The organism is Sinorhizobium sp. NFACC03 (genome assembly GCF_900103435.1).
Classification (GTDB): Bacteria; Pseudomonadota; Alphaproteobacteria; order Rhizobiales; family Rhizobiaceae; genus Ensifer.
In genome coordinates this window covers 29,920-42,242 of sequence record NZ_FMXF01000010.1, presented here as the reverse complement: position 1 = coordinate 42,242, position 12,323 = coordinate 29,920, and the positions used below count along the sequence as shown (strand labels likewise).

Genomic DNA, 12,323 nt, shown 5'->3' with positions numbered 1-12,323 from the left:
GGTGGAGCAGGCCGGCGATACCGAAAGCAAATGCCGCCCGGCAGGACCGGGCGGCAAGAAGGGCACAGGTTTGGTGTTTTATTTCGTCAGGCGCGTAGCCATGGCCGAGGCTCTTTCACCGATCGCCTTGAAGGCTGCGATCAGATCGGCGGCTTCTTCCGCCTGGAAGTAATTCGCTTCGGTCGTAGCGCAGGCCTTGAGCAACGCCTTGCCGCGATCCGGCGCCATGAATGCGACGGTATAGACCTGAACTTTGTTCTTTCGTGCGGTGTCGCACCACGTCAGGGTTGTCGTGTCGTCGCTCGTGTTGTTGTTGTCGCCGTCGGTCATGAAGACGATGTACTTTGTGGGAACCTGGCCGTTCTTAGCCTTGTGGGCGTCATCCTCGGTCGTCGCGGCAACGCGGTTGTAGGCTGTCTTGAACGCGTTGCCCGATGCCGTGCCACCTGTTGCGACAAGGGCGTTCACATAAGTCGAGGTGCCGGTTGTACCCCATGCGAGGTTCCCTGCCGTGTCCTGCGCGGAATTGTAGGAGACGGCCGCCGTGCGGACATACAGAGTGTTCGGGTCGGCGGTGTTCAGCTGCTTGACCAAATCGCCGACAGCGCTTTTCAGCGCGTCGATCTTCGTCACATAGCAGGGGTTGCTTGCCTTCAGGTTCGGATACTTGCTCCAGTTCGATTCCGTGTAGTTCGGGCACGACGTCTTGGTCGTGTCCTTGGTATTGGTTTTCCAGGCCATGGAGCCGGAGCGGTCGAGCACCAGATACATCGAGAGCGCATTCTTGCTCTCTGTCGCGCTTTCGGCGGTGGCACGGGTTTCGATGTTGATTGATGTCTTCCCGAGCAGGCGTGTCATCGCGTTGAACTGGAACGTCTGCTTGTTCAGGACCGTGACGTTGTAGGCCTTACCGGCAGGGCCATTGCTGTTTTCAATGATCTCGATGACCGGCTGGCCGGCGGTCGACGCTTCCGCCGAAGCGGTTTTGGCCAGCGATCCCGTGCCGCCTGGATCCTGCCCGCCAGGAACGTCGACGGCGGTGCCGCCCGACTGGTTGTTGAGGAAGGCCGCGGCTATTTCCTTTGCCTTCGCAATCGTCGGTGGATCCTTCGCAACCAGAGAAGAGGCCGCCGCAAGCGCTGCGGCATCCGCTGCATCCTGCATTTGGTTCTTGGCCGTCATCATGCCGGCCATATCTATGGCGACGCCGCCGGCTGCCAATATCAATGGCGCTGCGAGTGCGGCCATAATGCCGAAATTGCCACCCCGGTCCTTGAGCATCGCTGCGAAGGACCGGCCTACAGTGTATCGTCTTCCCATCTTTGCACACCCCAAAGGAACACGTTGCAAGCTTGCGGGCATCAATAGCGTCGATGGCTTACGAATTCGTTCCGACGATCGCTGCAATTTTAACGGAATGCAGGAAAACCAGTGCTTACAGCGGGTTCCGCGGCACATGCCGTGTTTGAAAACGAGAATTGCGGTGTGTCAATTCGGGTCAGGGCACGGGAATGACGTCGACGGCCTGTTTCGTCGTCTGGCTGCCATAGCTCTTCAGGACCCCGATGACGGGCGCAACGTCGCCATAGTCGCGCCCGTGACCGACGACGATATGGTCGGTTCCTGCCGGAATATTGTTGGTCGGGTCGAGTTCGAGCCAGCCGCCTGTGGTACCGCACCAGATCCGCACCCAGGCGTGCATGGCGTCGGCACCCTCGAGGCGTTCCTTGCCGGGTGGAGGGATTGTCCGCAGGAAGCCGCTGACATAGCCGGCGGGGATGCCGAGGCTTCGCAGCGCCACGATCATTACATGGGCGAAATCCTGGCAGACGCCGCGCTTCAGTTTGAACGCCTCGCCCGGTGTCGTGTTCACCGTCGTGGCCTCGCCGTCATAGGTGAAATCGTGGTGGATGCGCTCGCAAACTGCCGCGGCGATCTGTCGGACCGTCATGGTGTCCGTGACGATTGCCCGCGCATAGGCGGCAATGTCAGGTGCTTCCGGCAGGAGCGGGCTTGGTCCCGTGAAGTGGTGCGGTGCGTCGGCGTCGACGGACCAGCAAGCGGAGAGCTCGGCCGGCAGGCCGGCGAGGTCAGGCGAAAAATCCGCGGTCAAAAGCTGCGATTCTACTTGTACCCGCGCTTGCATGCGGATCGTCAGGTCGTCGTGAGAGGACCGAAACAGGATCGAGGTGAACGGGTTGGCGAAGAAGTCGATGCTTTCGGCGCGCTCGGCCGGCATTGGCTGGCAGCTCAGCGAACCGACGATGAGCCGTTGGCGACCGGGGAGCGTCGCTGGCATCACGCGCACGAGATGGCGCCCGCCGGAAACCGGTACTTCATAGTCATAGGTGATCTTCAGGCTGATATCGTAGAGCATGTCCGTCCCTTCGCCCGCTAGCCGAGATAGGTTCGCGCGAGCAGATCGGACAGGCTTTCGAGATCCCGCTCCAGGCGATTGTAGACACCCAGGTTCATCGCTTCCGGCGTCATCACCGCGAGGCCCGAATGCAGGCGCATCGCCTCGCGGTAGAAGGGTGACATCTGCCCGTTGACGAAGGCGTTCGGCAGCAGTTCCACCTCGGTCTTGATCTCGTTCAACTGGTAGAGCACCGAGCGTGGGTTGAGCGGGTCGAGCGCCAAAAGGTCGGTCACGGTCAAGGCGGCGGTGCTGACATTGTAGCGCCGGCGGTGGGTCATGACGCTGTCGCCGATCTCGAGCAGCATGTCATAGGCGCCGTCGGGCGCATCCGGGCCCGACATATGGCCGAGCAGCCGCGTCATGTGAAGGCCGCGCTCCAGGTATCGGCCGATCGACAGAAAGCGCCACCCGGTGAAACGGTACATGTTTTCATGCACGAGACCGGCAAAGCCGGCGAGCTTGCGGAGCAGCACCGTCATCGCGCGGGTCGCATCGTCGCCGGCCTGCACCGTCGCGTGAAACTTGCGCGCCGTCTGCGACAGGTCGTTGAGCGCCAACCATCCGTCCGGGGAGAACCGGTCGCGGATGTTGCCGGCGCTGAAAAGGGCGCTGGAGATGTTGGCAAGCAGACTGTCGGGCACCGCCTGGCGCGTGTCGATGTCCAGCGCGCCGAGATAGTCGCTGACATCCCTCAGGAGCGGCAGGTCCGGATCGGCGGTTTCGGCGAAGCGGCCGTGCCAGGCGCGCAGGATGCGCAGCGCCCCTTCCGAACGCTCGATGTAGCGGCCGAGCCAGAAGAGATTGTCGGCTGCGCGGCTCGGCAGGCTTCCCGGCATGTTGCGGGTAAAGCTTTCCTCAGCCGGAAGCAGTGTCGTGCGTTCCACCGGCCGGTCGCTGACGATCCAGACGTCGGCGGCAGTGCCGCCTGCCTGCATGGCGATTGCCGCGACATCGTCGCCGGAGCCGATGCGGGCGAAACCGCCGGGCATGATCTGCCAGCCGTCACGGGTGCGTGCTGCAAAGACGCGCAGGCTCATGGGCCGTGGCGTCAGCCGGCCGCGAACCCAGGCGGGGGTGGTCGAGAGCGTGACGACCTCCTGGCCGACGAGATTGCCGCCCTCGGCGCCGAGCCAATCGGCGATCGAGGCGCGGGCATTCTCGTCGAGCGTGGCGCCGAGCACCGACTGGCCGTTGTCATCGAAAAAGGGGCGCGTCGCATAGGCCGGGCCGATGACCATGCGATCGAGGTTGGCAGCGACCTGTTCGCGCTCGGTCTGCTGTCCGCACCACCAGGTGGCGATCGAGGGCAGCTTCTGCTCCTCGCCGAGCAAATGGTGGCAGATCGCCGGCAGGAAGGCGAGGAAGGCGCGCGTCTCGACGATGCCGGTGCCGAGCGCGTTGACGATCGAGACGGAGCCGGCGCGAAGCGCCTCGACGATGCCGGGTGTGCCGATATGCGAAGACTGGTTGAGCTCGAGGGGATCTGCAAAGGCCGCGTCAAGGCGGCGCCAGAGCACGCCCACCGGCTTGAGGCCGGCGACGGTTCGCACCATCACCCGGCCGCCCAGGACCGTCAGGTCTTCACCTTCAAGCAGCATGAAGCCCAGGTAGCGGGCGATATAGGCGTGTTCGAAATAGGTCTCGTTGGCGATGCCGGGCGAAAGCACGGCGATGCGGTCATCCGGATGCAGCTTGCGGCTCTGAAGCGCGTCTCGGAACTCACCGAAGAAGCCCGCCAGTCGGTGGACATGAGATTCCGCGTAGAGATTGGAAAAGGCGCGCGTGGTCGCGACCCGGTTCTCCAATGCGAAGCCGGCGCCGGAGGGCGCTTCCGTGCGGTCCGAAAGCACCCACCAATTGCCGTCGGGGCCGCGGCCGATCTCGAAGGATACGAAATGCAGGAAATGACCATCGGCCGGCTTCACGCCGACGAGCGGCCGCAGGAACTCCGGGTTTGAGGCGACCAGTGCCGGCGGCAGGAGGCCCTCGCGCACCAGCCGGTTCTCGCCGTAGACATCGGCGACCACCTTCTCCAGGAGTTCGGCACGCTGCACGAGCCCTTGCGAAACCGTTGCCCATTCCTTCTCGTCTATCAGGACGGGGATATGCGACAGCGGCCAGTTCCGGTCAGAGGCCTCCTTGGCACCGTAGACACGGTAGAAGACGCCAGCATCGCGCAGGTAGCGGTCGGCGCGGGCGAAGCGGTTGGCAAGTTCCGTTTCGTCGAGCCGCCCCAGGGTCGCGAGTAGCCGCTGCCAGACGGGGCGGACATTGCCCTCCCGGTCGAGCATCTCGTCGGCGATATCAGGAAGGGCGCGGTAACCGAACACCGGATCGTCCTCGGTGCCCCGATGGCTCTCGGCGGCTGTTTGCTTTTTCGCCATTTACGCTCCTGGCGGACGCCTGAGATCAAGCGTCATCGGGAATTCCATCGACGGGCTTTCCGGGTGAAGCGGATATCCTCCTGGCGAATGACCCCAGGGCTCGAACCGCGACAGGCGCCGAGCCTCCGCCTCGTTGCCGTTGACCGGAAACGTGTCGTAGCTGCGCCCACCCGGATGGGCGACGTGGTAGATGCATCCGCCAATCGCCCGATTCGACCATGTATCATAGATATCGAATGTAAGGGGAGTGTTGACCGGTAGGACCGGGTGCAGGCCCGAGGCCGGCTGCCAGGCCTTGTAGCGGACGCCGGCAACAGCCGAGCCGTTGGAGCCGGTGCGCGTCAGCGGCACGGGCCGGCCGTTGCAGGCGACCGCGTAACGCTCGGGGTTGGCGGTATCGAGCTTGACCTGGAGGCGCTCGACCGAGCTATCGACATAGCGCACTGTGCCGCCGATCGCGCCCTGTTCGCCCATCACGTGCCAGGGTTCGAGCGCCTGACGGATTTCGAGCCTGGCGTCCTGATATTCGACCTCGCCGCAGAAGGGGAAACGGAACTCGAGCTGGGCCTCGAACCATTCGGGCTTCAAATCGAAGCCGTGGGCGCGAAGATCGGCCAGCACTTCGAGAAAATCCTGCCAGACATGGTGCGGCAGCATGAAGCGATCATGCAGCGTCGTCCCCCAGCGCACGAAGCGGCCATCAACAGGGTGTTTCCAGAAGCGGGCGATGAGCGCGCGCACCAGCAGTTGCTGAGCAAGCGACATGCGGGCGTTCGGCGGCATCTCGAAGCCGCGGAACTCGACGAGGCCGAGACGCCCGGTCGGACCATCCGGCGAGAACAGCTTGTCGATGCAGATCTCGGCACGGTGGGTGTTGCCGGTGACATCGACGAGCAGATTGCGGAACAGCCGATCGATCAGCCAGGGCAGGGGCGGCGGGGTCGCCGAGCCCGGCATCGGCACCTGAGCGAGCGCGATCTCAAGCTCATAGAGCTGATCGTGCCGGGCCTCGTCGATGCGCGGCGCCTGTGATGTCGGGCCGATGAACAGGCCGGAGAACAGATAGGAAAGCGACGGGTGGCGCTGCCAGTGCAGGACGACGCTCTTCAGAAGATCCGGACGACGCAGGAACGGGCTGTCATTGGGATTGGCGCCGCCCACGACCACATGGTTGCCGCCGCCGGTACCGGTGTGGCGCCCGTCGATCATGAACTTGTCGGCGCCAAGCCGGCTCCGCCGCGCCTCTTCGTAGACCGCCGTGGTGATGTCGACGCAATCCTGCCAGCTGGCAGCCGGATGGATGTTGACCTCGATCACGCCCGGATCCGGCGCAACGCGGATGACGTTGATGCGCTGGTCCTGAGGCGGCGCATAGCCCTCGATGTGCACGGGCAGTCCGATCGCGGCTGCAGCGCGTTCCGCGGACGCGATGAGGTCGAGATATTCCTCGACGCTGGCCATCGGCGGCATGAAGACGCAGAGCCTGCCGTCGCGCGGCTCGACGCTGATGGCGGTGCGCACCAGCCCGGCTATTTCGTCGCGTGGCTGTGCCTGCGGGCTTTCCGGTACTTCCGCGGCTTGAAAGCGGGAATGCTGCGGGCGGGCGCTGCTTTCGGCGAAATCAGGCAGATCGTTCCGGGGAACGGTCGGGTCGACCGGATGGATATAGGGATAGGCGGAGGGCGCGACATAGGGCAAGGCGCCGAGCGGCAGGCGATAACCGACGGGGCTGTCGCCGGGAACGAGGAAGATGCGGCCGCGGCGCGTCTGCCATTTCTCGCTCATCCACCGCACGCCAGTGGCACGCGCATTCCAGGCCTGCACAGGCAGCACGTAGCCGGTCGGTGCCGTCAGGCCGCGTTCGAAGACGCGGGCCATGCGGCTGCGCTCTTCGGGGTCCTTCAGCTTGGAATTGGAGGGATCGACGTTCTCGGGGAGGTTTGCCTCCTTCAGCAGCCAGTCGGCGGGATCTTCGAAGGCCGGTTGGACCATCTCGGTCGGCACGCTCAATTCGCCTGCCATCAGATGCAACAGACGTTCGGCGTCCTTCGCGGTGACGTCGTGGTGGCCTGCCTCCTCGGCGATGAGGTCGGGGCGGCGCCAGATCGGCACGCCGTCCTTGCGCCAGTAGAGCGAGAAGGTCCAGCGCGGCAGGCTTTCGCCGGGATACCACTTGCCCTGGCCATAGTGCAGGAAACCGCCGGGCGCGAAGCGTTCGCGCAGGCGGCGGATCAACGCGTCCGCCTTCTCGCGCTTGGTTGGGCCGACCGCGTCAGTGTTCCACTCCTCGGACTCGAAGTCGTCGATCGAAACGAAGGTCGGCTCGCCGCCCATCGTCAGCCGTATGTCGTTTTCCTGGAGCACGCGATCGACCTGTTCACCGAGCGCGTTCAAGGCTTCCCAGCTTTCGTCGGAGAACGGCTTGGTGATGCGCGGATGTTCCGCGACACGTGTCACCTTCATGTCGAAGGCGAAATCGGTTCGGGTGTCGGGATCGCCGAAGAAGCCGCCGGAGATCGGCGCGGCGTTGCGATAATGGGGCGTTGCGGCAAGCGGAATGTGGCTTTCGCCGGTCAAGAGGCCCGAGGTGGGGTCGAGCCCGACCCAGCCGGCGCCGGGCAGGTAGACCTCGGCCCAGGCATGCAGGTCGGTAAAGTCGTGGTCGGTGCCCGAGGGGCCGTCGAGCGCCTTGAGATCGGGCGTGAGCTGGATGAGATAGCCAGAGACGAAACGGGCGGCGAAGCCGAGATTGCGCAGGATCTGGACCAGCAGCCAGCTCGAATCGCGACAGGAACCGCGGGCCGACGTCAAGGTGTCCTCCGGCGTCTGGACCCCGGGCTCCATGCGGATGACGTAGCCGATCTCCTGCTGCAGGCGCGCATTGAGCCCGACCACCATATCGATCGTGCGTTGCCGCGCGCGGTCGACTGTCGCGAGGAAAGCGCCAAGCGCCGGCCCGACCGGTTCTGGCGTCATATAGATCTCAAGATCATCGCTGAGATCTGCAGGATAGGGGAAGGGCCAGTGTTCCGCCTCTTCTTCGACGAAAAAGTCGAAAGGATTGTAGACGGTCATGTCGGCGACGAGATCGACCTCGATCTTCAACTCGCTGACCGGATCGGGAAAGACGAAGCGGGCAAGGTAGTTGCCGTAGGGATCCTGCTGCAGGTTGACGAAATGATTGGCGGGCGAAACCTTCAGCGAGTGGCTGATGACCTTCGTCTTGGAATGAGCCGCAGGCTTCAGCCGGATGATCTGCGGCGACAGCCTTACGGGACGGTCATAGGTGTAGTGGGTCAGGTGATAGATACTGGCCTTGATCGACATGCCGAATTTGATCCCCTTCGTGGTAGGTCTTGCGCCCCCATCTCCGGGAAGTTTGTGCAATGCAAAGTAAGAAAGCAAGCGCGAAAGTGGCTGAGGAAAATCAAGGCGCTGCAGCGCTTTCGCACGCCCGTTCAGGCGTGCGAAAGACTGGCTCCATTGCGGTTAGACGAGCGGGGGGGTGATGCGGGCAAACCCTTCCTGGCGGTAATAGGGGAAGTAGGGATAGGCCGGCGTCGTCTTGCTCGCTTCATCGAGCCGGGCGATCTGTTCCGGCGACAGCGACCAGCCGACGGCACCAAGGTTCTGGCGGAGCTGCTCCTCGTTGCGGGCGCCGATGATGACGCTCGAAACGGTCGGGCGCCGCAGGAGCCAGTTGATGGCGATCTGCGGAACCGTCTTGCCGGTCTCCTCGGTCAACTGGTCGAGCACGTCGATGACATCGTAGAGCTTGTCGTCGTCGACGGGCGGGCCGTAAGCGGCCGTATCGTGCAAGCGGCTTCCTTCCGGCCAGGGCTGGCCGCGGCGGATCTTGCCGGTGAGGCGGCCCCAGCCGAGCGGGCTCCAGACCAGCGCGCCGACGCCCTGGTCGGCGCCGAGCGGCATCAGTTCCCATTCGTAGTCGCGGCCGACGAGCGAATAGTAGACCTGGTGGGCGACATGGCGCACGAGGCCGTGCTTCTCCGAGACGGCCAGAGATTTCATCAACTGCCAGCCGGCGAAGTTGGAGGCGCCGATGTAGCGTAGCTTGCCGGCGGTAACGAGGCTGTCGAGGGTGGACAGCACCTCATCGACCGGCGTGCCAGCGTCGAAGGCGTGCAGTTGCAGGAGGTCGATGTAATCGGTGCCGAGCCGCTTGAGGGCGTCGTCGACGCCTTTGATCAGGCGCGCTCGCGACGTGCCGGCATCATTCGGCCCGTCGCCCATCGGCAGCGCGATCTTGGTCGAAATCAGCACGGCATCGCGCCGTCCCTTGATCGCGGCGCCGAGCACGCTCTCGGAGGCGCCGTCCGAGTAGACGTCGGCCGTGTCGAAGAGGTTGACGCCGGCTTCGAGCGAAATGTCGATCAGTCGTCGCGCTTCGGCTGCGTCGCTGTTGCCCCAGGCGCTGAAAAGCGGCCCCTTGCCGCCGAAGGTTCCTGCGCCGAAGCTCAAGGCTGGCACCTTCAGTCCCGATGATCCAAGCCGTCTGTATTCCATGTCTTCAATCTCCTCGTTGGCTTTGTTCGCGCGAGACACCGGCCGTCGATGCTCGCTTCAAGGAGAAGGTGGTGTTGGGGTCATTTGCGATGTAGACCTCATGAAGGAACATCATTTGTGAGTTGAAGTCACATGTCGCGCTTGCCGGTCAATCGTTCTGGGGAGATGGCGGTTTTTGCCAAGGTGGTGGAGCTTGGCGGCTTCTCGGCTGCGGCAAAAGTCTGCTGCATGACGCCCTCGGCTGTCAGCAAACTCGTCCAGCGACTGGAGGAAAGGCTTGGTGTCCGGCTCGTCAATCGGTCGACGCGGCGGCTGCAACTGACGGCGGAAGGCTGCGTCTTCTATGAGCGGGTCGTACGCATCCTCGCCGACATTGATGAAGCGGAGCGCTCGGCGGGCGCCGGCGAAACGCCGGAGGGCCGGGTGCGCCTCAATGTCAGCGCGTCCTATGCGACGCATGCGTTGATGCCGGTGCTGCCCGAATTCCTGGCGGCGTTTCCGTCGGTCTCCCTCGATATCCTGCAGACGGATGCCGTGGTCGACCTGATGGCGGAGCGGGTCGATATCGCCGTGCGCGCCGGACCGCTCAAGACATCGAGCCTGATCGCACGCAAGCTCGGCACCACATCGATGACGATCGTCGGTGCCCCATCCTATCTCGATCGTTTTGGCGTGCCTCAGACCATCGAGGATATCGAGGTGCACAACCGGCTGAGCCATAGCTACACACGGGCGTTCGATGGCTGGCCGTTGCTGTCGAATGAAAAGCAGATCGTTCTGCCGCCGACGGAACGGGTGCGGGTCAGCGATGGCGAGGGCTTGCGCCAGCTTGCGCTTGCGGGTGTGGGCCTTGCCCGGCTTCCGACCTTCACGGTCAGGGAAGATATCCAGGCCGGCCGACTGCTGCCGCTGGTCGAGCATCTCAATCCCGGTGATATCGAGACTTTTCATGCCGTGTTTCTCGGCCAAGGCGGAGCCTTGCCGTCGCGTGTGCGGGTCGTGCTCGATTTTCTGGCTACGCGCGCGCGGATTTCGTCTTTGTGAAGTGGGAAAGGGTCGCCTCTGCCGGGTGGCCGCAGACGCGGTTGCGGCCTTCGGATTTGGCGCGATAGAGCTCCGTGTCGGCGCACTCGATCAGGTGCTTCCAGCCGCCGTTTGCGGTTCGGCCCTCCGCCACGCCGAAGCTGGCGGTGACCTTCAGTTGCTGTCCATCCGCAACGACGATCGGCTCGCGCGCAAGGTTGGCCCGGATCCGCTCCGCCAGCGCAAGGGCCGACTCGATGTTGTCGCCGGGCGTGATGACCGCGAACTCCTCGCCGCCGAAACGGGCGACGAGATCGGAGTTGCGCACGGAGTTGCGGATGACGCGGGCGATTTCCTTGATCACGATGTCGCCGACCAGATGGCCGTGGGTATCGTTGATCTGCTTGAAATGGTCGATGTCCATCAGGATCAGACAGGCGTCCTGGCTGCTGTCGGCCGTGTCTTCCGCGCCGCCGATGAGTTCCAGCGCCCGGCGGTTGAGCAGGCCGGTCAGCTCATCGGTTTCAGCCTGATGTTCAAGGTGCTGCATCAACAGCGCGCGTTCGTCGAGGCGTTTGCGCAGCACGTCGATCGCGTCGAACAGGCGCCCCATCTCGCCTTCACCGCCCTTGCCCTGAAGGCGGGCGATCGGACGGTCGTTGGCGAGCTCGATGATGCTGTGGCGTGCGATGAGCAGCGGTTCGAAGACGAGCGAGCGGGCGCGGCGCATCAAAACCAGCAAGACTAGGAACAGGGCGAAGGTCGCAAGGCTGGCGACCGCCAGCTTGACCGAGGCCCTCGTCTTGTTTGCCGCAAGCCGCTCGACGGTCGCATCCATGAAGGCGCGGCGAAGATCCTCGAGCGGCTTCATCTTCGGGACGAAGCGGTCGGTCAATTGCTCGGCGGTCATCGGATAGGCGCCCGATTGTCTGCCGATGGCGACGATGCTGTCGATGATCGCAAATCCTTCGCCGAAGAACTCGCGGTCGATCCTGGCGAGATCTGCGATATTGGCCGGTTTCAGGCCGGGAAGGGCGCCGGGCTTGCCGACGATCGACCAGATTTCCTGCAGCCTGCCGCGTGTGCGCTCGCTATCGGCGATGTTCTTTGCTTCGAGCGGCTGGCCGACAGCAACCGGGGCCATGACCTGCGAGCCGAGGCGACCGCCGTCCTCGCGCAGATTGGCGAGCATCTGTGCCGCAAGTGCGATGCCGGCAAGGTTCGGGTCGGTGTTGGTCAGGCGTTGGATGTTCCAGTCGATCGCCGGGCGAAGCGCGTCGATGACGCCGAACATTGCCTCGATCGTAGCCTGGATCTCCGTCAGGTCCCGCTGTTCGGGCGGAAGCGCGGCAATGCGGTCGATCTCGGCGCGCGCCAGCATCAGGCGGCGGCGAACTTCGACGAGAATGGGGGAGAGGGCGCCGGCACGTTCGGTGCGGCTGGCACCGTCGATGTCCTCGGTGAGCTTGGCGAGCGCCGCGTCGCTGCGGGTACGAAACTCGGCAAGCCGGGCCTGGACCGGCGAACCGGGTGCCACGCCGATGCCGAGCACGCCATTGGACGGGCCGCGCTCGGCCGAGAGGTAGTTTGCAGCGTCGAGCACGCGGCAGAAGGCTATGACTTCGGTCAGGTTGCGGCGAGCGATGACGAAATCGCTATAGGAGGCGGCGATGATCTCGGTGGCGAGCACGCCGGTGCAGGCAACGACGATGGCGAGCAGCCATTGGAGCTTGCGGCGCAGCGCCTTCGCCGTGCGCGCTTCTGCAACGCCCGTTTCCGGGGGCGTATAGCTGCCGCCTTTGTTCTTCATTTACGCGAAGTTGCTCCACTCATGTCGCCGCTCATCGCTTGGGCTGTCGCGACAATTCTTGTCGTGCGACAAGAAACCCATCCGAAATCAGTGTGCTCGTTGCCCCTGTTATCGTATAAGGTGTTAAATAACCTTGAAATACCCTGAAATACTAGGGGTCGCG

At 63.9% G+C, this 12,323-nt stretch carries 7 protein-coding genes; 1 reads left to right on the top strand and 6 read right to left on the bottom strand.

Annotated elements, in window-relative coordinates; translation table 11 throughout:
* Nucleotides 1-78: 78 nt before the first annotated feature.
* From BLU35_RS14720 to BLU35_RS14700, 5 genes are all read right to left on the bottom strand, one after another.
* Nucleotides 79-1,320 (bottom strand): vWA domain-containing protein, encoded by a 1,242-nt coding sequence (locus tag BLU35_RS14720; RefSeq protein WP_093233533.1) that lies wholly within the window; start codon nucleotides 1,318-1,320, stop codon nucleotides 79-81.
* Between the two features lie 178 nt (nucleotides 1,321-1,498).
* Nucleotides 1,499-2,377 (bottom strand): transglutaminase family protein, encoded by an 879-nt coding sequence (locus tag BLU35_RS14715; protein WP_093233532.1) that lies wholly within the window; start codon nucleotides 2,375-2,377, stop codon nucleotides 1,499-1,501.
* Between the two features lie 17 nt (nucleotides 2,378-2,394).
* Nucleotides 2,395-4,803 (bottom strand): circularly permuted type 2 ATP-grasp protein, encoded by a 2,409-nt coding sequence (locus BLU35_RS14710; protein ID WP_093233531.1) that lies wholly within the window; start codon nucleotides 4,801-4,803, stop codon nucleotides 2,395-2,397.
* A complete protein-coding gene (locus BLU35_RS14705; RefSeq protein WP_093233530.1) occupies nucleotides 4,804-8,130 on the bottom strand; it encodes a transglutaminase family protein in 3,327 nt (1,108 codons plus the stop codon). It lies immediately after the preceding gene.
* 162 nt (nucleotides 8,131-8,292) lie between these two features.
* Nucleotides 8,293-9,327: an aldo/keto reductase gene (locus BLU35_RS14700; RefSeq protein ID WP_093233529.1), complete on the bottom strand. Its 1,035-nt coding sequence runs from the start codon at nucleotides 9,325-9,327 to the stop codon at nucleotides 8,293-8,295.
* A gap of 132 nt (nucleotides 9,328-9,459) precedes the next feature.
* On the opposite strand from BLU35_RS14700, the gene BLU35_RS14695 reads away from it, so the two are divergent.
* Nucleotides 9,460-10,371: a LysR family transcriptional regulator gene (locus BLU35_RS14695; protein WP_093233528.1), complete on the top strand. Its 912-nt coding sequence runs from the start codon at nucleotides 9,460-9,462 to the stop codon at nucleotides 10,369-10,371.
* Here the strand turns inward: BLU35_RS14695 and BLU35_RS14690 are convergent.
* Nucleotides 10,343-12,160: a GGDEF domain-containing protein gene (locus tag BLU35_RS14690; RefSeq protein ID WP_093233527.1), complete on the bottom strand. Its 1,818-nt coding sequence runs from the start codon at nucleotides 12,158-12,160 to the stop codon at nucleotides 10,343-10,345. The two genes, BLU35_RS14695 and BLU35_RS14690, sit on opposite strands and share 29 nt — an antisense overlap.
* Nucleotides 12,161-12,323 lie beyond the last annotated feature (163 nt).